Source organism: Aquimarina addita (assembly GCF_039539305.1).
Lineage (GTDB): Bacteria > Bacteroidota > Bacteroidia > Flavobacteriales > Flavobacteriaceae > Aquimarina > Aquimarina addita.
This window is the reverse complement of the sequence record NZ_BAABCW010000008.1, coordinates 1-22,214: the sequence shown is the minus strand read 5'-3', so window position 1 is coordinate 22,214 and position 22,214 is coordinate 1. Positions and strand designations below refer to the sequence as shown.

Annotated in this window: 16 protein-coding genes; all 16 read right to left on the bottom strand. The window is 32.5% G+C overall.

Translation table 11 applies throughout. From position 1 onward, the window contains the following. Nucleotides 1-310: 310 nt before the first annotated feature. The 16 genes from ABD816_RS11120 to thrS all read right to left on the bottom strand — a co-directional run bounded on the left by ABD816_RS11120 (nucleotide 311) and on the right by thrS (nucleotide 21,564). A complete protein-coding gene (locus ABD816_RS11120; protein WP_344927344.1) occupies nucleotides 311-1,039 on the bottom strand; it encodes a shikimate dehydrogenase family protein in 729 nt (242 codons plus the stop codon). Then, nucleotides 1,036-2,064, bottom strand: coding sequence for a DUF368 domain-containing protein (locus ABD816_RS11115; protein ID WP_344927343.1), 1,029 nt, complete (start codon nucleotides 2,062-2,064; stop codon nucleotides 1,036-1,038). Before ABD816_RS11115 ends, ABD816_RS11120 begins: the two co-directional genes overlap by 4 nt. A gap of 3 nt (nucleotides 2,065-2,067) precedes the next feature. Further along, nucleotides 2,068-3,033 (bottom strand): DUF368 domain-containing protein, encoded by a 966-nt coding sequence (locus ABD816_RS11110; RefSeq protein WP_344927341.1) that lies wholly within the window; start codon nucleotides 3,031-3,033, stop codon nucleotides 2,068-2,070. Nucleotides 3,034-3,373: 340 nt separating this feature from the next. Beyond that, nucleotides 3,374-4,774, bottom strand: coding sequence for a tetratricopeptide repeat protein (locus ABD816_RS11105; RefSeq protein WP_344927340.1), 1,401 nt, complete (start codon nucleotides 4,772-4,774; stop codon nucleotides 3,374-3,376). Between the two features lie 357 nt (nucleotides 4,775-5,131). Next, nucleotides 5,132-6,307, bottom strand: a complete 1,176-nt coding sequence (locus ABD816_RS11100) for an aspartate aminotransferase family protein (RefSeq protein WP_344927339.1) — start codon at nucleotides 6,305-6,307, stop codon at nucleotides 5,132-5,134. 214 nt (nucleotides 6,308-6,521) lie between these two features. Further along, nucleotides 6,522-8,405, bottom strand: a complete 1,884-nt coding sequence (locus ABD816_RS11095; protein WP_344927338.1) for an OstA-like protein — start codon at nucleotides 8,403-8,405, stop codon at nucleotides 6,522-6,524. Between the two features lie 148 nt (nucleotides 8,406-8,553). Continuing rightward, complete coding sequence (locus ABD816_RS11090; RefSeq protein WP_344927337.1) at nucleotides 8,554-9,825, bottom strand: adenylosuccinate synthase; 1,272 nt, start codon at nucleotides 9,823-9,825, stop codon at nucleotides 8,554-8,556. Then, nucleotides 9,825-10,292: a Fur family transcriptional regulator gene (locus ABD816_RS11085; protein WP_344927335.1), complete on the bottom strand. Its 468-nt coding sequence runs from the start codon at nucleotides 10,290-10,292 to the stop codon at nucleotides 9,825-9,827. Before ABD816_RS11085 ends, ABD816_RS11090 begins: the two co-directional genes overlap by 1 nt. A gap of 84 nt (nucleotides 10,293-10,376) precedes the next feature. After that, the gene (locus ABD816_RS11080; RefSeq protein ID WP_344927333.1) at nucleotides 10,377-12,584 is read right to left on the bottom strand and encodes a RelA/SpoT family protein; all 2,208 of its coding nucleotides are present in this window, start codon (nucleotides 12,582-12,584) and stop codon (nucleotides 10,377-10,379) included. 126 nt (nucleotides 12,585-12,710) lie between these two features. Further along, the gene (locus tag ABD816_RS11075) at nucleotides 12,711-13,952 is read right to left on the bottom strand and encodes a M48 family metallopeptidase (protein WP_344927331.1); all 1,242 of its coding nucleotides are present in this window, start codon (nucleotides 13,950-13,952) and stop codon (nucleotides 12,711-12,713) included. Between the two features lie 61 nt (nucleotides 13,953-14,013). Then, nucleotides 14,014-14,820 carry a TrmH family RNA methyltransferase gene (locus tag ABD816_RS11070; RefSeq protein WP_344927330.1) on the bottom strand — a complete coding sequence of 269 codons (807 nt, stop codon included), beginning with the start codon at nucleotides 14,818-14,820 and terminating at the stop codon, nucleotides 14,014-14,016. A gap of 188 nt (nucleotides 14,821-15,008) precedes the next feature. After that, a complete protein-coding gene (locus ABD816_RS11065) occupies nucleotides 15,009-17,786 on the bottom strand; it encodes a PAS domain-containing hybrid sensor histidine kinase/response regulator (RefSeq protein ID WP_344927328.1) in 2,778 nt (925 codons plus the stop codon). A 480-nt stretch (nucleotides 17,787-18,266) separates the two neighbouring features. Beyond that, nucleotides 18,267-18,611 (bottom strand): 50S ribosomal protein L20, encoded by a 345-nt coding sequence (gene rplT / locus ABD816_RS11060; RefSeq protein WP_344927326.1) that lies wholly within the window; start codon nucleotides 18,609-18,611, stop codon nucleotides 18,267-18,269. A 134-nt stretch (nucleotides 18,612-18,745) separates the two neighbouring features. After that, a complete protein-coding gene (gene rpmI, locus ABD816_RS11055; RefSeq protein ID WP_344927324.1) occupies nucleotides 18,746-18,943 on the bottom strand; it encodes a 50S ribosomal protein L35 in 198 nt (65 codons plus the stop codon). An 83-nt stretch (nucleotides 18,944-19,026) separates the two neighbouring features. Beyond that, nucleotides 19,027-19,539 carry a translation initiation factor IF-3 gene (gene infC, locus ABD816_RS11050; protein WP_344927618.1) on the bottom strand — a complete coding sequence of 171 codons (513 nt, stop codon included), beginning with the start codon at nucleotides 19,537-19,539 and terminating at the stop codon, nucleotides 19,027-19,029. Nucleotides 19,540-19,617: 78 nt separating this feature from the next. Then, nucleotides 19,618-21,564, bottom strand: coding sequence for a threonine--tRNA ligase (gene thrS, locus ABD816_RS11045; protein ID WP_344927617.1), 1,947 nt, complete (start codon nucleotides 21,562-21,564; stop codon nucleotides 19,618-19,620). Between the last annotated feature and the right edge of the window lie 650 nt (nucleotides 21,565-22,214).

Sequence of the window (22,214 nt, the reverse complement as noted above, 5' to 3'; positions counted from 1 at the left end):
TAGCTACAAGTTAAAGATACTCATTCTTTTATGCTTTATTGATTGTTTTTAAAAACTATAAAACTTGACTAAGATACTAACATCTTCTATAAAGTCAAAGAGAATCCATGGTTTTAGGACTCACAAAGAGTACAATTTGCTATCTAACAATGGTTGCCGGTAATCATTGTACTATAATTAGAAAGAGTCGAAAATCGTTATAATATTCTATGTTTTGTTTCTCGTTTTTTATAACGAAGCGATCTTGTTTCTGATACTTCGTAATCTGGAGTCGAGATAATTCACTAGTACCGGATCGTTTTGATTTTCTTTATTCATTCCAGATATTCCAGGATTTCTCGGCTTGTAATACGAGCATACGAGATCCATTCGTAACTTTAGCTCCTTTTTCTTTCCCTCTTTTCATAAAAACAGTCTCTTCGGGATTATAAATAAGGTCGTATAAGACATGATTATCTCCTAAGAACTCATATGGAATTGCAGGGTAGTTATCTACGTGCGGATGAGTGCCTAGAGGAGTGCAATTAATAATAAGTTTAAATTCTTGCATCATATCCTTAGTCAGATCAGTATAATTGACCTGGTTCTCATCGGGGTTTCTGGATACAAAAGTGTAAGTGATGTCTAATTTTTTTAATGCATATGCTATGGCCTTAGAAGCACCACCCGTTCCTAATATTAATGCTTTTTTTATTGTTTTATTGAGTAATGGTTTTAAGGATTCTGTAAAACCATAATAATCACTATTGTATCCTTTTGTTTTTCTGTCTTTGTCAAATTTAATAACATTAACTGCTCCAATCTCTTTGGCTATAGGATCTAATTCGTCTAGATATGCGATCACTTCTTCTTTATAAGGTATAGTGACATTAATGCCCTGTATCTTAGCGTCAGTAAAAATAGGAGTTATTTCTTCTATATGTTGCAAATCAAAATTCTGATATTGATGAGGTAGTTGTTCGTTTTTGAATTTAACTGAAAAATAGTTTCTGGAAAAAGAGTATCCAATATCTCTGCCCAATAATCCATATATATTCATGCCAATGAGGTTTTTTTAGTTTTATTTCCATACCAATCCAGTCCCAGTACAATAGCAACACCTATGATTATAAAGAATAAACCAATATAGGTAGACGGTATTGTAAAATCAGGAAAATATCGATCATAATTATCCAGTATGGGATCGCCATAGGCGTCTATTAGTATGGATGCTGTATTGTCTAACTTATAAACTTCATGTTTCCAAGGCCAAACAACACCGAGTGACCCCGTTATAAATCCGATGATGGCAGCAAAAGTAGCATTCTTATAATGTTTTAGAACATATCCTAATAGATGAGATAGTGTTACCAATCCAGTAATAGACCCTAAACTGAATACGATGAGTACTTTTAATAAACGTACTCTTTCTGCATTATCTACAAATGAAAAATCAAACCTGAGTAGATCAGCCATTGTATCGTATAATGCGTTTACAGAATCAACAAGTAATAACACATAATTACCAAATAAAATCAAAATAAAAGAACCCGATAGACCGGGTAATGTCATTCCTGATACACCTACAATACCACAGAAAAATACAAACCACAGGTTGTCATTTTCTTTTGCAGGCTCTAATAGACTGATACTAACACCTACAATAATGCCAACGATAATTAATATCACATTGCGCTTGCTCCAATCATTGAAATCTTTTATTATATAATATATAGAGCCAATGATCATTCCAAAAAAAGCTGCCCAGACATATAGCTCATAATGTATAATAAGATAATCCAGTATTTTGGAAACACTGAAATAGCTGATTAACATGCCTAATAGCAACAATGCTAAAAATTTTCCATTAATGTACCTCCAGAAACTTCTCCATCTGAAATTAATAAAAAGCTTTAACGCCTTAAAATTTATTTTCTGTAAAGAATAAATAAATTCTTCGTAAAAACCAGCTACAAAAGCAACAACTCCACCAGAAACGCCAGGAACTTTGTTAGCAGCGCCCATGGCTAGTCCTTTAATAACTAAAAAAAATTTATCACTAAATGTTCTGGTGTTTTCTGACATAAATTAGTGTTCTTTTTTTGTTGCCAGACGTTCTAGAAGAAGAATGATACAGAAACCAATAACAACAAATAGTACTACCCACATTAATTGGGCATCACCATCATAATTCATAGGAAGCACACTTTTTTCTATAAAAGGAACTTCCAAACCAGCAGAATCAGTTCTCCAGGAGATTACTTTTTTCCAGGGCCATATCTTATTGAGAGAGCCTATCATAAATCCTGTTAGGATGGCTAATGTGACATTTTTATGATTAGAAAACATCCAGTTTAAGATTTTAGAAAAAAGTTTTAAACCAGCAATAGCGCCAATCCCTATGATAGCGAGCTTATAGATCGCTTGCCATAATATTTCAAGATTCATAGTAAAAAGTCCTTCACGTAACTGATTAAGAATACCAATAAATACTTGGTAAGCTCCTAAAATTAATAAAATAAACGCACCTGAAACTCCAGGTAAAATCATGGCTATAATGGCAATAAATCCACAAAAAAGTAAATACCATAAACTATCCGGAGAAGCAATTGGTTCAGCTATTGTAAGAAAATAAGATAGTACGCCAGCCAGTATAAGACTAAGAATCACTTTTATATTCCAAGAAGAGATTTGTTTGCCAATATATAGAATACTAGCTAATACCAATCCGAAAAAGAATGACCACAGAAACAATGGTTCATGATGTAAAAGCCATTTGATTAATTTTGCAAGAGAGAGAATACTAATAGCTATACCTGTAAAGAGTGCTAACAAAAAAGAAAGATTATGTGTTTTCCATGAACTGATGAATCCCTCTTTTTTCCAAACTTTAAAAAAACTAAAACCTAATGTGTTTATAGTTGCAATTAATTCTTCATAAATCCCTGATATAAAAGCGATGGTGCCTCCTGAGACTCCTGGAACTACATCTGCTGCTCCCATAGCAAGCCCTTTTAATGAGATTACTAGATAGTCCTTAAGACTTCGTTGCATTCTTTTTGTTTTATAAGTTGATATGCTAACAAATGTATGTATTTTTTGGCTTAAAATACAAAGGAAAAAGTATGATTAAAGGGTTCTATACATAATATAGTAAAGCATAATGATCCTTATTATTAAAATTTCTATATGCTTTGCATAAAGTGTAACATTTACCATAAGTATATTTACACGCGAGAATTAAGATAAAAGCAATATTATTTCTTTATTCTTGTAGCGAGACAGTTTTGTTTATAATACCTTATACTCCCTTAAGTCGAATAAGTTGTACTCTCATTAATTTTATAGTGTTCTTTTAAAGGTACAGGGTATAGAATATTAGGAAACTTATAGCTTAGTCTACAGTGTATTCGGATATTAGGTTCTGTACCAGAGTAAGTTGAAAAACTTTTTCAAATAATTCCTCAAGAATAATTGTATATTCTGTATCCAACTCTAATGCTTTTCTAAGATGAAATTCTCCTTTACTTAATTCTTGTTTTTCGTAATGCATTCCTGCCAGTCGATATTGCACTTCTGCATTCTCAGGATAAAATTCTATAGCTTGATGCATACTCTGAATTGCAGCATCTGGTTCTCCAATACGATGAAGGATATCAGAGAGGTTTAGCCAAGTTTCCAGTTCATAATTACCTAATTCTAATGTTCTTCTGTACCCACGTTCTGCCTCTTCATAAAAACCTAATCTATTATTGATTTTAGCATATCGTTTCCAGTATAAAATGTTTTCAGCATCTATGCTAATTGCCTTATTGGTATAGTACAAAGCTTTTTGATAGTTGCGTTTACGCATGTAGTAATCGGTAATAGCTATCCATCCCTTATCTAATAATGGATCTTCGTGAACAGTTTTTGAATAGTGCTGAATAGCAAGGTCATCACTTCCTAGTCGTTCAAAGCATTTTCCGATTCTTAATAAGGCAAAAGAAGTAGGGTCGTCCAGTTCTAATGTGATGCGGTAGTTTTCTATAGCTTCATTATATTTTTTTAATTTTTCTAATACTTTACCTTTTTCCAGATAAGCACCAATAAAATATTCGTCACTTATAATCGCAAAATCAAATGCAGCCAGTGCTTTTTTATAATCTTTTAGATCATAATATTGCTTTCCTACCTGATGCCAGGCAACCTCACTATAAGGATTTTTGTCTAAAAATTTATTAAGATAACTAATAGCTTCTTCATGTTCCTCTAAGAAATCAAAACAATAAATGATATTATATAAAGCAGAATAATCATTATTATCTACTTCTAAACATTTCATAAAGTTGATTTTAGCATTTTGGAAATCATCCATAAAAAGATATTCCATACCGATCAATGAAAATATATCCGCATCATCATCCGTATACTTAAGCGCTGTATTTAATAATTCTATGGCTTTTGTATGATTGTTTTGTTTAGAGAGAATATTGGCTTTCTGAATATAAATTTCTTCATTTTCTGGTTCTATAGCATGAAGCTGAACTAAAAGCATATTTGCTTTGTCTAATCTATCTTCAAATACTAATACCTCTACTCGTAATAACTTTAAATTTACAGAAGAGGGGTGCTGCGAAAGCCCCAAAGAAATTGCCTTTTTTGCTTTTGCAATTTTTCCGTTTTCCAGATAATGATGAATAATAGATTCAAACTCATCAGAATCAAAAAACTTGACATCATTAGATCTCAACATCGACTCATATCGAGTAATGGATAAATTATTTTCTTCGAATTCTTCGTGGTTAAATTTCATCCGGTCTTGTCTATGTTATAAAAAAGGATGCCTAATAAATCACGGAAAATAACAACTATACTTTTTTGTTTTCCCTCAACCTGCAAGTACACAGTTACCTACTCCAACTAAATTTATTTAGCATTATTGATTTCCTTCGTATTAAAATTACAAATGAATTGGAATCATTATACCTCAGAAACTAATTGTTTTTAACAAACTAATTAACAAAATCTGTACCATTACTCGCGTAATGAATGTAAGTGCCATTATTTTAAAAATGATTAGATCGTGTCGATCGTGTGATAGTGAAGTTTCAATTAATTAAATATAAGGATATTAAACGGATAAATAAGTATAATAGTTCGTTTTGTTGGACTATATAGTATTTAAAATATTGACTATAATTTGACAACCTTCTTTGATCTCTTCTATTGATATGGTGAGTGGGGGAGTTATACGGATTGCATTTGGTTCAAAAAGTAACCAAAAGAGAATCAGTCCATCTTCCTGACATTGAGTGATAATTCTATTAGTTATTTCTGCAGATGGTGTGATCAGAGCAAGCATTAATCCTACTCCTCGTATCTCTTTAATGAGTGGATGGATTAAAATAGAACGGATCAATTTTTCTTTTTTTACCGTTTCTGCCATTAAGTCACTTTCAGTTATTTCCTGTAAGGTGGCGAGAGCCGCTGCTGCTATGACGGGATTACCTCCAAACGTAGTAATGTGACCTAGTTTAGGATGATCCATAAGCTGATCCATTAGTGCTTTTGACGCAGTAAAAGCTCCTACCGGAAGGCCTCCGCCCATTCCTTTACCCATAACAACAATATCAGGAACCATATCATATTGCTGAAATCCAAATAAAGTACCCGTTCTTCCAAACCCTGGCTGTATTTCATCCAAAATGAATAAAGCACCAACCTGATTGCAACGTTCTCTTACTTTTTTTAAATATTCATTTTGTGGCTCAATAAATCCAGCACCTCCTTGTATGGTTTCTAAAATTACACCCGCCGTTTTCTCGGTGATTCGTTGTAAATCTTTTTCTTTATTAAAGGTAATAAATGAAACATCAGGAATTAATGGTCTAAAAGCTTGTTTACGTTCTTCATATCCCATGACACTCATAGATCCCATAGTATTGCCATGATATGCGGTATTGGCAGCTATCAGTTCACTTCTTCCTGTTGCACGTCTTGCTAATTTTAAAGCCCCTTCTATAGCTTCTGTTCCAGAATTGGTGAGATAGGTTTTTTCTAATGGAGCGGGTAGGAGTGTAGCCAATAACTTAGAGAGTTCTACTGCTGGTTTTTGTATGTATTCTCCATACACCATTACATGTAGATATTTGTCCAATTGTTTTTTAATGGCATCAACTACACGTGGATGTCTATGTCCTAAACTACAAGCAGAAACACCCGCTACAAAATCCAGATATTTTTTACCATCTGTAGAGAAAATATAACTTCCCTCAGCATGAGATACCTCCATAGCTAATGGGTGCGGTGTGGTCTGTGCTTGATATGTAAAGAAATCTTTTTTCAAATTTTTAAAAACTTATTTGTTTTCAGGTTTTTAATCAATAAAATTCTCCGAGGCTCTGCCTCGTGTGCAGCGAATAGAACCATAACATTTAGATTCAAGTTTCAGGATATAAAGAATCTTCTTTCTGATGTCTTATACATTTTGGTAAAGGTAATTCATTACATAACACTTCTTGCCTACTACCTTATAACTAGTTCTTCATATCAACAGACCATTACTTAATACTATCCTTTACTTTTTTGATAGTTGTTACGGTGATACTATCCCGTTCTTTTGCATTACGTTCTAAATCAAGGTCTATGGCTGCATTTTTCTTTGTTATTGTATCTTTTTCTTTGATTAGAGAAGGCTCTTTTAGTAATTGCTGCTGGGTAGAAGGAATAGAGTCTAACTCTTCATTGGTTTCTTTTAATTCGGCATCCTCTAGTTTTTGTTCCAGTAATCGAGATCCTTCCCCTTTGTTATCCTCCAGACGTTTTATGGTTTCTTCATCAAAGAAATCTTCTTCTTCTACAGGGAGTGGTAAGCCTTTTATCTTTGTCAGCTGCGGCGGTTTTTCTCCTCTAAAGAGGTCTTTCTTGCTTAGGATTTGTTCATCTCCCCGCCAATTAAAACCTGATAACTCCCGTGCATTTTCTGGTAGTTCTTCTTCTGGGTAGAGAATACCATCTACATTTTGATAATAATAAACATCTACAATCTCACGATCTTCCAGTAGTAATTGTATAGAACTGGATAATACTTTATTAATACCAATAAGCTTCAAATCACCTTCACTTTCTCTCTGATAGAATATGGTTTCTGTATTTTTATCAATATCAATTTGATAGATTTCATTATCCTTAAACAATCCATATAATATCTGACCTTTTACCTGATTAAATCCTAATTTTAAGGTGTCTTCCTGTGCTAAAAATGCATTTTGATACACCACGAGAGAGTCTACTTTTTCTGTTACTTTATTAGAAATAATTTTAATGGTATCTCCGGTCATTTGGTTTCGTTGTGTCCACAGGATCGGTGAACCAATCATTTTAGTTAATCCGGTGGTTTGATCCACATTGATAGAATCACTTTTTCCACTCATATTACTTTTATAAAGGCGTACATCATAAAATCCATTGAGAATTCTTTTCTCTGGTTTACCTGTAATTCGTAAAGTATCACTATGAATAAATAGAGAGTCATTTTCTTGCAATGTTGCTGCCAGTGCTCTTTTTGTAATAAAAACGGAATCTTTATCTTTAAAAACCTCGGCATAATGTCCAGTGATTATAGACTGATTGGCGGTGTCCAGCACTCTAATATTATTAGTAGCAGAAGCAAACTGAATGGCGCTGTTATAGAAAATACTATCTCCAAAAACGGTTCGATTATCATAATCTACGCGAGCATTTTTAATAGCATATCCGGTTTTTACTTTAGTATCATAAAATCCACGTTCACAATACAATGTACTTTCTTTTCCTTTAACGGTAGAGGGACCATACAGATATGCATGCCCATCTTCTTTAAAATAATCCAGACGATCAGAATCTACCGTATTCTCTGGGTTGACAATTTTTACATTTGTATTAAATGAAAATTTTCCTGCATCCATAAAATAACGTCCGATCTTGCTGGTCAGGGTATTGGTTTTTGTGGAATCTTTTACCGTACCACCGCTACGATAATAGGCTTGTTGCTTTAACCGGTCAAAGAATAAGGTATCTGTTGTTAAGGTATTAGAAGGAGTCTCCATAAATACTTTTTCTCTGGCATAGGCAAATTGAGTATTTCCATTATACTCAGCATATGCACTGGTCATCGTAAGTGTATCTCCCTGTTCCATTTTTACATTACCAAAGGCACGTACGAATTTATCAGCACCATAATGTACTGCCTGATCGCACCAAATCTCGATCCCTTCGTGTTCTATATACACCTGCTTGTCTACCTTTGCCATAATAGTGGCTCCCGGAAAACGTTTTTCATCTTTGATTGTTCGATCTGATTGAATATTTATTTTTTTGCCTTCTTTATTTTCTTCGTCTTCTTGTGCTATAAGTGGTGCAGAAAAAAATAATATACAGATGCTATATAAAAGGTAGTTCTTCAAAGTATAATACGATTAAAGTATGATGTGTAATTGAGTTGCAAAATAACGAAAATTGTAGCTAATGATGGTATGGGTTTATGTAAAATAAAAATTCCTTACATATATAGATACGTAAGGAATTTTGGTTTGTTGCAATGATAGAAGAAAACTACATATGAATAGTTTGTGTTCTGTCAGGTCCTACAGAAACAATAGTAATAGGTGTTTCCAGTTCTTTTTCTAAAAATTCAATATACTCATTAAGTTCTTTAGGGAACTGTGATTTGTCGTTCATTTTTGTAAGATCTTCTGCCCATCCTTTTACCTCTGTATATACAGGAGTTACATTTTCTGGTTCTATATTGTAGGGTAGATGCGTGATCGTTTTACCTTGATAATCATAGGCAGTACATACCTTTAGGGTGTCAAATCCGCTAAGTACATCACCTTTCATCATAATCAATTGAGTGACTCCATTTACATATACGGCATATTTTAAGGCTACAAGATCCAGCCATCCACATCGGCGTGCTCTTCCTGTTGTTGCACCAAATTCATTACCTACACGTCCCATGGTTTCTCCGTCTTCATCAAAAAGCTCTGTAGGGAAAGGACCACTACCTACTCTGGTAGTATAGGCTTTAAAAATACCGAATACTTCTTTTATTTTATTAGGAGCTACACCCAGACCAGTACAAGCTCCGGCGGCTGTAGTATTAGAGGAAGTAACAAATGGATATGTTCCAAAATCAATATCCAATAAAGATCCTTGAGCACCTTCAGCCAATATTTTTTTTCCTTCTCTTTGTGCTTGATATAGATACTCTTCACTGTCAATAAATGTCAATGTTTTTAACATTTTTACTGCAGCAAAGAATTCTTTTTCTAATTCTTCCAGATTGTACTCTATCTTAGCATCATAGAAATCGATCATAGATTCATGCTTATTTGCAAGATTACGATACCTTTTTTTCCAGTCGCTTAGTTCTAAATCCCCTACACGAATCCCATTTCTACCAGTTTTGTCCATATACGTTGGACCTATACCTTTTAATGTAGAGCCAATTTTGGCTTTTCCTTTAGAGGCCTCTGAGGCTGCATCCAAAATTCTATGAGTTGGTAATATTAAATGTGCTTTTCTCGAGATTAATAACTTTGATTTGTAATCAATGTTAAACTTTGCCAGATTATCAATTTCATTTTTAAAGATTACAGGGTCAATAACAACGCCATTACCTACCACATTGATGGCTTTATCATGAAAAATTCCACTGGGTATGGTATGTAAAACATGTTTGATTCCATCAAATTCTAGTGTATGTCCTGCATTGGGACCTCCCTGAAATCTAGCAATGATGTCGTATTTTTTTGTAAGAACGTCTACAATTTTTCCTTTACCTTCGTCTCCCCACTGAAGACCAAGTAATAAGTTTACTGCCATTAGTTTTGTTGATTAGTTGGTTTCTTTTTTGTTCCGTAGAAATATAATGAATGATTGGTAATTTCTACATCAAAAATTTCTTCGATTGTTTTCTTTATGGATTGAATTCTTGGATCACAAAATTCTAATACTTCACCGGTATCGGTAAGAATTAAATGATCGTGTTGCCTGTCAAAATATGATTTTTCGTATTGTGCTTGATTTTGACCAAATTGATGCTTGCGAACAAGCTTACAATCAAGAAGTAATTCTATCGTATTGTAAAGGGTAGCTCTACTTACACGATAGTTTTTGTTTTTCATTTTGATATACAATGATTCTATATCAAAATGTTCTTCACTTTCATAAATTTCCTGTAGTATAGCATACCGTTCTGGTGTCTTTCTATGCCCATTTTCCTCTAGGAAACCGGTAAAGACATTTTTAACGATATTTTGATCGTTCTGTGTAGTTGTTTTGATACTCATACGCTTAAAAACGCAAAGTTACGCTATTTTTTATTAGTCCCCTAACCCCGAAGAAAGGAATTAAAACGAAATTAAACATTTTAATTACTCTCTAGCTACCTTATCAATGCCATTAACTTTTGATAAGTTCTGGATTACCGTTTTTAAGGTATCCTTATTTTGTACACCTACTGTTATTTTTCCTGTAAAAACACCATCATTCGTATCAAAGTTCATGTTATAAATAGCTAGATGCATATTATTCGAGATGATCTGGGTAACCTCATTTACTACACCAATATTATCAATACCATTAAGTTTAATAACCGCTCGATATTCTTCCTGACTAGAGTCTATCCATTTAGCTGCTATAATGCGATATGCATAATTACTCTGTAACTGTAATGCATTAGGGCAATCTTTCTTGTGAACTTTGATCCCTTCATTAACAGTAATGAACCCAAACACAGCATCTCCTCCAATGGGGTTACAACAATTTGCTAATTTATATTCTAATTTTTCTGATTCCTTACCAAAAACTAGAAGATCATATTTAGAAGTAATTTCATCTTTATTAAGATCTTTAGCATTTCCTCGTCGCATTCTCGTTTTTATAAAATTCATAAAAACGTTACTACGAGTGGTAGCAAATTCTTTGATTTTTTGATTATCAATGGTTCCAATACCAACTCTGTAGAAAAGATCCTGACTAGTTTTTAGTTTAAAATATAAAACAAGCTCATTGACGACTTTCTCATTTAACACAATTTTTTGTGAACGCAGCTTACGTTTTAAAATAACTTTTCCTTCCTCTGCTATTTGTTTTTTTTCATCACGTAGTGCTGCTTTTATTTTTGACCTGGCTCTTGCAGTAGTTGCATAATCTAACCAGTTAGATGAAGGTTTTGATTTAGTCGAGGTTATAATTTCTACCTGATCACCACTATTGAGTTCGTGACTAAGAGGAACTAGCTTACCATTTACTCTGGATCCTCTGGTTCTTAAACCTACTTCTGTATGTACACTGAATCCAAAATCAAGTGCTGTCGCACCTTTAGGCAAAGATTTTAAATCTCCTTCTGGTGTAAAAACAAAGATTTCTTTAGAATATAGGTTAAGTTTGAATTCTTCCACAAAATCTACGGCGTTAGCCTCAGAATTCTCTAATGCTTCCTGTAGTCTGTCAAGCCATCCTTCTAATCCTTCTTCTTGCTTTTCTTCAGAATTTTTGTATTTGTAATGTGCTGCATATCCTTTTTCTGCAATTTCATGCATCCGTTCGCTACGAATCTGAACTTCTACCCATTTGCTGTCAGGACCTATAACGGTGATATGTAAAGCTTCATATCCAGTTGATTTAGGTTGAGAAATCCAATCTCTTAACCGGATTGGATTAGGACGATAGTAATCAGTAACAATAGTATAGATTTTCCAGGCAATGAATTTTTCATTTTCGATATTGTCTGCCTTATAGATAATCCGTATCGCAAACTTATCATACACTTCATCAAAAGATATATTTTGTTTGATAATTTTTCTACGAATAGAAAAGATGGATTTAGGACGTCCTTTGATTTCATAATTTAACCCTTCCTTATCAAGTCCTTCTTTTATTTTGTTAGAGAATCGCCCAATGTATTCATCTTGTTCTTCTTTACTTTCTTTTATTTTTTCAAGAATATCTCTATATACTTCAGGCTCTGTATATTTTAAGCCTAAGTCTTCTAATTCTGTTTTGATATTGTATAATCCAATTCGATGTGCCAGAGGGGCGTAGATATATAAGGTTTCAGAAGCTATTTTAATTTGCTTATCAGGACGCATTGCATCCATCGTCTGCATATTGTGCAAGCGATCCGCAATTTTAATAATGATTACTCTGACATCATCATTGAGAGTTAATAACATTTTTCTGAAATTTTCCGCTTGTAGCGAAATATCTCTGTCTTTTTTTAAGGAAGAAATTTTAGTAAGACCATCTACAATACGTGCTACAGTTTCCCCAAACATTTGTTCAATATCCGCCAGCGTATAGGAAGTGTCTTCTACAACGTCATGTAACAATGCAGCGGCAATAGAAGTAGCATCAAGACCTATTTCTGAAGCAACAATCTTAGCTACAGCAATAGGATGAAAAATATAGGCTTCTCCACTTTTACGACGTTGATCTTTATGGGCATCCACAGCAATATCAAAAGCCTGTCGGATTAGTTTTTTATCTTCTTTACTAAGATCTCGGTAACTAATGCGAAGCAATTCTTTGTATTGCTTTGCAATTTGTTTGTTTTCTTCTTCTATGGCGGCTTCAGTCATACTATAAAGTTTTCTTAGAAAGCCCTGTTTTTAGTAATGCGTGAAATCTTATTTATTAAAATAAATATAATTAAATAACAAGATAAGTTAAAAATACAATTAAGAATTGTAACCACCAAGGCTATTTTAATGGATTTCGTTTCTAAGGTTTTTTATTCTTTGTAAAAGTGTTGGGTGTGAGTAATGTATAAATACCATGGCTGGATGGGGGGTTAAATTGCTTAAATTGTTTTTAGATAATTTCTTTAAACTATTGATTAAGGCTTCTCCATTATAAGATTTTTTAGCAAAATTATCTGCCTGATATTCAAATTTTCGCGAAACCAGATTCATTATTAATCCAGTAGCTTCTGAAATTGGACTATATAAAATACCAAAAGCGACTAATCCAATATGAAAAGAAGGAACTGCTACTCCTAAGGCTTCAGAGAGAAGTTCGTTTTGAATAAAAAGAGATAAGAACCATAAAGTAAGACCAGTAAGAAGTATGGATAATAAAAGATTTACGATGACATGTCTTTTTTTATAATGTCCTACCTCATGAGCTAACACTGCGACAATCTCTTCTTTACTTAAATCTTTGATAAGTGTATCATACAGAGTAATTCTTTTTTCGCTACCGATACCGGAAAAGTAGGCATTAGCCTTCGTACTTCTTTTAGACCCATCAATAACATAAACATCTTTTAATTGAAATCCTACATCCTTAGAATATGCTTCAATAGTATCTCTTAATTCTCCTGATTCTAGAGGGGTTTGTTTATTAAATAAAGGTACAATCAACTTTGCATAAAACATATTCATTGTTAATGTAAAAACAGAAACTAATGCCCAGGCATAAATCCAGAAATTACTCTTTGTAAGATCATAAAACCATATGATGAGCGCTAAAATTCCTCCACCTACAAGAGTCATCATAATCAAACCTTTTATCTTATCCATGAAAAATGTCTTGATAGAGGTTTTGTTGAAACCAAATTTTTCTTCAATAACAAAGGTTTGATAGTAGGAGGAAGGTATAGAAAGGATATCACTTGCGATCATAATAATACCAAAGAATATAAGTCCAACTACAATGGTATTGCCAGAAAAACTTCTTGCGATTCTATCTACCCATGCAAAACCATCAAGAAAAAAGAAAAGCAACATAATACATAGTGAAATAGAGGAAGAAACCATTTTAAATTTATGGTTGGTCTTTTTATAGGCTATAGATTTTTCATACTCATCCTTTGGATAAACATCAGAGAGTTCTTCGGGGATAACATTTGTATAATGTCTTGCGTTAAGCAAATCTAATAACAAGTCAATTAAAAATACAATAATAATAATTGCTATTAATAGATAAAAAAGCAAAGATGATGTCATAAATGTAGGTTTGTAGCTATGGGATGCTTTGGTATGTGTAATTTAATGAATTTTTTGTGTATCACACAATAAAATCACGTTGTCGTTTTGCTTCAAAAATTAGTATTCCTGCAGCAACCGAGACGTTCATTGAATCTATAACACCACTCATCGGAATTTTAATATTCTGGGTGGTGTTTTTTAACCATTCATCTGTTAAGCCTTTATCTTCAGTACCAACGATAATTGCGGTAGGTTTAGTATAGTTTTGTGTATAATAATTTACAGATGCTTGTAATGCCGCACCATATAAGTTTATTTTATTATTTTTTAAAAAATCAATAATTTCCTGTGTAGAACCCGTGGCTATGGTATTAGTAAATATACAGCCTACACTGGATCTTATTATATTAGGATTATATATATCTGTTTTTGGATTTGCAATTAAAACCGCATCTACTTGTGCAGCATCAGCAGTACGTAATAATGCTCCTATGTTTCCTGGTTTTTCTGGTGATTCTGCAACTAGAATTAACGGGTTTTGAGTTTTGAGAGATATATTTTTGATAGAAAGATCCTTAGAAATCGCTACTGCGAGTACGCCCTCTGTAGTCGATCGATATGCTAACTTTTGATAAATTTCTGAAGGAATTTCAAAAACTTCAATAGAATTATCTATTACATCCAGAATGAGCTGTAGTTCATTTTTGGTAGCAATAGAACTACAGTAATACAATTGTTCTATATGATACCCTCCAGAAATTGCAAGAGAAATTTCGCGATTGCCTTCGATTATAAAACGTTGTTCTTTTTTGCGAATTCGGGATTTATCTTTCAGTAAATTTAGAAACTTTATTTTAGGATTTTGATGACTTGTAATTGTATTCATTCCATATATATCAGAGAACAAATTTATGAAATAGAAAAGATGTGTAGCAATAATATATCTGCTAATTCAAATTATATGAAATTTGAAGTAGCAGATTTTAAAATACGTTAGTATAATATTAACCGTTATCTCTAAAAGTAAAAAGTATTCTAAATTGCATAAGAAATCCATTAAAAACACGGACAATTTTATGTAGTAGACAGAATACCTATTTCTTTTTCAACTTCTTTAGTTACGTGAGGAAATAATCTTTCAATATCATTAAAAATACCAGAAATTGAGTTTAAATCTTTGCCATTTTTTGCATCAGATTCAATTCTTTGAAGCATATCAGAAAGTTCATTAATTCCAAGTGTTTTAAAACTGGATTTCATTTTGTGAGCAATTTCTCCCGCCTGAATGTATTCTTTTTTTGAAACTAAGTTTTTTAGTAACTCAAAATCCTGAGTAGTTTCTTCTATAAATATATGAAGTACGGATTGAATAACTTCAATATCATTTTCAAAAGTCTGTTTTAAAATTGAAAAATCGCAAAACTCTTTAATATCATTGGCCTTAATAGCGTAGCTAATCGTTTCTACTTCTTCTAATAAAGTATTACTTTTTAGCGAGAATGGTTGTAAACTAGATAATATTTCTTCTAAGGCCTTTTCACTAACAGGTTTGGTTAAATAGAAGTTCATGCCAGATTCTATGGCAATCTTCTTAGACACAGGAAATACATCTGCTGAACAAGCGATTATAGGAATATTTTTTATTTCAGGATCATTAGAATTTCTTATATGTATAGCCGTTTCTGGACCGTCCATAATGGGCATATGCATATCCATAAGAATCAAGTCATATTTTTTTGTATCTAATTTTTCCAGAGCAATTTTTCCATTATCTGCAATATCAATTTTGATATTCCAATTAGAGAATACTTGTTTCATGAAAAATTGATTCATTTTATTATCCTCTACAACAAGAACTTTCATCCCTTCTATTTTAGAAATATGTTTAGAGTTAATTGTTTTTTGATTAAGATTTTCAGAGGATTTTAATTTACTTTTTTTGAAAGTAATAGCAAATTCAAAACGGGAGCCTTTATTGATTTCACTTTTAGCCTGTAATGAGCCACCCTGTAATTCAATCAGTTGTTTTGAAATAGATAGTCCTAATCCGGTACCTTCAATTTTTTGGGTCGCTGGTTTATGAACCTGATAAAAGCTTTCAAAGATGTTATTTAATTTATCTGTAGAGATACCTATACCAGTATCGCTAACAGAAAACTGAATACTAATTGTAGTATCATCCTCTTTTTTGGTTTGTATAGATATTTGTACTTCCCCATTTTGGGTGAATTTTATAGCATTACCTAATAGATTAGTGAGAATCTGATTGAGTCTGAATTGATCACCTATGATGAATTTAGGCAAAGAAGGATCTATATCAACTTTATAGCGAAGACCTTTTTCATCGGCCTTTATTTTGAAACCTTTAGAGAGGTTTTTTATAAGCTCATGGATATTAAAGTCAACTTTGTTTACAATCAATTTACCAGCTTCGATTTTAGAAAAATCTAAAATATCATTTACAAGAACTAACAGATTTTCTGCAGAAAATTGAATTCCGTGTAGGTTTTCTCTATCTCTAGAAATATCAGTGAAATCACTTTTTTGTAAAATACCAGAAAGGCCTAGAATTACATTGAGAGGTGTTCTGATTTCGTGACTCATATTAGACAAGAAAGTAGATTTAACCTGCGCTGATTTTTCTGCAGATACCTTAGCTTCCCTGATTTCATTCTCTATAATTTTCTTATTTGTAATGTCTCTGAAAAATGCATTAAATAAGTAATCATCTTTCGTTTTAATAGCCACAATAGTAAGTTCTACATAAACGATGGTCTTATCCTTAAGAAAAAAAGAAGTCTCTACTCTTTTATTGATTAGTTGACCGTTTCCATTATTTATATAATCAATAATACTGGTTTTTAATTCTTCTCGAAGTTTTGCGGGAACAAGGGGGTAAATACTTTTACCTTTGGCTTCGTCTTTAGTAACTTTTAAAATGGTTTCAGCTTGTTTATTCCAATCTAAGACAATACCATGCTTGTTCACTAAGATGATTCCATCCATAGCAGTCTCTAAAATATTTGATTTTAGTTGCTCACTATGTTTTAATTCATCTTCTATTTTCTCTCTTTCTATAATTTCTTTAGTTAGTTTATCATTAACCTCTTCCAGACTAAACAACTGTTTCTGTAACATTCGTAACATCTGTTTTTTACTGGGGAAGTTGATGAGTTCTTTGTCAAAAATTCCTTCAGGAATAACACTTAAGATTGCAGTAAAAGAATCTAATAAATGATAGGACTCAAATTGCTCTTTATAAACAATTAAGTAGATATTGGAGAGTAGGTTTTTTCCAAGATGTTGCTGTATTTTAGAAAATAGTACAGAAGAAAACGTCATTAGTTGTTTTCTTTGTGCTATGAAATTAGAATTAACAGTATTGAAATCAGTGTGTAAAGATTGTTTAATCTCCGTTATTTCTGAATCTTCAAGCTTTCCAATTAACTCTGAAGATCTGTCAAGAACTTTACTTAAAAAAACACTACATAATGCGATTTCTTGTCCCTGTAATGTGTCAAATATAAGTTCAAAGTTTTTATATTGAAATGCAAATTTGAAGTCGGTTATAACTTTATTTTGAATTGTTTGTTTTGTATGTCTACGGATTAAATTTTTCTGAGTCAGGTAATCTTCTAATGTTAAATATATTCGGGGGAGATAATGTATTTTGTTTTCTAATGAAAAACTTTTGAAATCATCTACTTTCGTCTTTAGATCAGGGGTATTATGACGTAAGTCAACCTCGTTCCAAAGATAATTGATTAGCGCTATAAGATCTTTTTCATCTTGAGTATCGGCAATATGAGGATGCTTTTTTCCAGATAAATTTTTAAACCATTGTCGTATCATTGTTGGGCTTCACTTTTATCGGTTGATAGGAAAAATTAAATTTCCTATTTAATAATCCCCGAATTAACATTAAAGAAATAGTCCTGATATATATTGTGTGAATTGTGTAAACCATTGTATTAGGAATGGGAGAGTGGTATAGCAGTGTTAATTTATTAAGCAAGAAATCAAAAATAGATGCAACCATTCTTTCAAAAGTGATAGGTATGTTTGAAAGTTTTATACCACGAAATTTATGCCCTTGATTAGATACCAATTGGTCATAATTAAAAAACATGGATGTAAATAAAGTGGGGGCTTCTTTCATCTTATAATATTGATCGTACAAAGATAGTTAAAGAAAGTATAATTCCCATATATTTTAAGGATAAAAAGCAAATTTCATCGATTAAGTGTTGTTTTTTTGAGACAATGCATAAAAAAACCCACTAAACTAGTGGGTTTTTCTATAAAAGTGAGATATATTTTAATTTTTAAAAATTACTTTACTTTTTCTACAACAGCTTTAAAAGCTTCAGGATTATTCATTGCTAAATCAGCGAGTACCTTTCGGTTTAATTCGATATTATTAGCTTTAACTTTTCCTATAAATTGAGAATAAGACATACCGTGCAATCTGGCACCTGCATTAATACGGGCGATCCATAGTGCTCGGAAAGTTCTTTTCTTATTTCTTCGGTCTCTATAAGCATATGACATTGCTTTGTCAACCGCATTTTTTGCTACAGTCCAAACGTTTTTACGACGTCCGAAGTAACCTTTTGCTTGCTTAAGAACTCTTTTTCTTCTAGCTCTTTTCGCAACTGAATTTACTGATCTTGGCATAATTTTAAATTTTTTAGTAGTAGGCGGTTGATCATCAACACTTGGTTTTTATAATTAACAACTACTAGGTAGATGTAATAATATAAGAGCCTAACTCCTGGGTTTACAATAATTTTAACCTGATTAAACAGTGATTACATTAAACGTAATTGTTGTTTAATACTTTTTTCATCGCTTTTGTGCACTAATGCTGTGTGCGTTAAAGCAAGCTTACGCTTTTTAGATTTTTTAGTCAAAATATGACTCTTAAAAGCGTGCTTTCTCTTGATTTTACCAGTTCCGGTAAGCTTAAAACGCTTTTTAGCACTGGATTTAGTTTTCATTTTAGGCATTATGTCCTTGTTTTTATAATAATCTCACTTATTATCTTTAAAAATTTCTATATAGAAATCCTTTATATCTGGTTCTGTTATAATTACTTCTTTTTAGGAGCAATAAACATAATCATTCTTTTACCCTCAAGCTTAGGCATTTGTTCTACCTTACCATATTCCTCTAATTCCTGAGCAAGTCTAAGTAATAATATCTGTCCTTGATCTTTATAAATAATAGATCGTCCTTTAAAGAAAACGTAGGTTTTTAATTTAGCACCTTCACTTAAAAATTTAATTGCGTGCTTTTTCTTAAATTCATAATCATGTTCATCAGTATTTGGTCCAAATCTGATTTCTTTAATTATAACCTTTGTAGCTTTATTTTTAAGACTTTTATCTCTCTTTTTCTGTTCGTAAAGGAACTTTTTATAGTCCATAATTTTACATACAGGCGGGATCGCTTTAGGCGAAATCTCTACAAGATCTAATTCTTGTTCTTGAGCAAGCTCTAGTGCTTTCCTAGTAGGATAAACACCCACTTCTACATTGTCACCTACAAGACGTATCTCTTCAGCACGTATCTTATTGTTGATTTTGTGGGCATCTTCCTTAATAACCCTTAGGGGCTTTTGGGATCTTCTTCTTCTAATTGCTATGACTAAATAATTTAAATTAAACTAATTCTTTTATATCTATACGTTGAACGGTTGTAACGTTCTATCGATTTCTTTTTGTATAATTTCCGAAAACTTCTTTATTTCCATACTTCCTAGATCATCACCTCCATGTTTTCTAATTGACACCGTATTGTCTTTTTCTTCTTGTTCTCCAACAATAACAATATATGGAAATTTTTTCATTTCGGCCTCTCTAATTTTCTTACCGATTGTTTCGTTTCTATTATCGCAGAGGGCGCGAATTTCGTCATTTTCTAACAAATTTAAAACTTTTTCAGCGTATTTTTCATATTTCTCACTGATTGAGAGTATAATAACTTGTTCAGGCATTAACCATAAGGGGAAATTACCGCCTGTGTGTTCTAGTAAAATAGCGATAAATCGTTCCATACTGCCGAATGGCGCTCGGTGAATCATAATAGGTCTGTGCATTTCATTATCACTTCCTTTATAATTCAGATCAAAACGTTCGGGTAAATTATAATCTACCTGAATGGTTCCTAACTGCCAACTTCTGCCCAAGGCATCTTTTACCATAAAATCTAATTTTGGACCATAAAAAGCAGCTTCCCCAGTTTCAATCACATAGTCAAGTCCTTTGTCTTTTGCAGCATTGATAATTGCATTTTCAGCTTTTTCCCAATTAACAACATCCCCAATATATTTTTCAGGAGTTTCTAAGTCCCTTATAGAAACCTGTGCTGTGAAATTATCGAATCCTAATGAACCAAATACATATAATACTAAATCAATTACATTTTTAAACTCTGTGTCCAGTTGATCAGGGGTGCAAAAAATATGGGCATCATCCTGAGTGAATCCCCGTACTCTTGTTAATCCATGCAATTCTCCACTTTGTTCATACCTGTAAACAGTACCAAATTCAGCAAAACGTTTTGGTAAATCACGGTAAGACCATGGTTCACTATTATATATTTCACAATGATGTGGGCAATTCATTGGTTTTAATAAAAACTCTTCACCTTCAGCCGGTGTTTGGATAGGTTGAAAACTATCTTCTCCATATTTAGCATAATGTCCAGAAGTAACATACAGCTCCTTTTGACCAATATGAGGAGTAATCACCATTTCATACCCTGCTTTTTTCTGAGCTTTTTTCAAAAATTGCTCTAAGCGATCACGAAGTGCAGCACCTTTAGGAAGCCATAAGGGTAATCCCTGGCCCACTCTAGTGGAAAAGGTAAAAAGAGAAAGCTCTTTTCCTAATTTTCTGTGATCACGTTTTTTAGCTTCTTCTAATAATGATAGGTATTCTGTAAGCTCTTTCTGTTTAGGAAACGAAGTTCCGTAAACGCGAGTAAGTTGTTTGTTGTTTTCATCTCCTCGCCAGTATGCTCCGGCTACACTCATTATTTTTACAGCTTTTATTATTCCTGTATGAGGAATGTGTCCGCCTCTACATAAATCAGTAAAGGTAGAATGGTCACAAAATGTAATAGTACCGTCTTCTAAATTCTCTATGAGCTCGGTTTTATATTCATTACCTTCTTCTTTGTATTTTGCTAAGGCATCCGCTTTAGAAACAGATCGCATTTTAAACTCATGCTTACCTCTTGCAATCTCAATCATTTTAGTCTCAATCCTCTTAAAATCTTTTTCAGAAATAATATCATCACCTAGATCTACATCGTAATAAAAACCATTATCGATAGCAGGGCCAATGGATAGTTTAACTCCTGGATATAATTCTTCAAGAGCTTGAGCTAAGACGTGAGAAGTGGAGTGTCTGAAAGCTGTTTTACCTTCATTGTCTTTCCAGGTATACAAGGTCAAGTTGCCATTAGTGGTTAACTGTGTCGTTGTTTCAACTATAGTGCCATTGAATTTTGCGGAAATTACATTTCTCGCAAAACCTTCGCTTATATCTTTTGCAACGTCTATAACAGAAATACCATCGTTATATTCTCTAACCGAGCCATCAGGCAACGTAATTTTAATCATCATCTTTTAATTAGGTCGGTAAAGATAATACGATAAAAAAATCCACACAATATTTATAGGATACATTTAATAGAAGTTTTGCATTTACCTTATTTATTATAGAATTATATGATAAGAATGTATATTTATTGTTTTTTGAGTTTTTTTTTTATTTTTCGAACACGAAGTTTTGATGGTTAGTATTGTTTGTGTTTTTAATTTTAGAATTTAAGTTACTTGAACTTAGCTTGATCTTATCAGTCTTATTTAATTTATAATGACTAGTCTGTTTTAAAATTTGGTTAATTTATTATATATAGGTAGAGTAGGAGTGTTTTTTTTGTTTCTTTTATGACTATTTGGTTAAAAGGGTATTACTTTTCTTTAATGAATAGTCTGGTCAGAAAAGATAGTAAATTGAAGAGCGAGTGTATTATTGGGTTTTTTAGAATATTACTTTTAGTCCATATAGGTACAGCTATCCTTTATATTTCGGTATTGATTATTGATTTTTTTGTTTGTAAATCTTGTATTTTCAGGAGGTTGTCATTTCTTTTAAAAATACTTTAAAAAAAGTCTTGTTTATACGTGAATAGTTAGTAGGTTTGCACCCGCCAAGGGAGGTATGTAGAATGTTATTGATTTTGGTTGTGTTCATTGATAGGATTTGG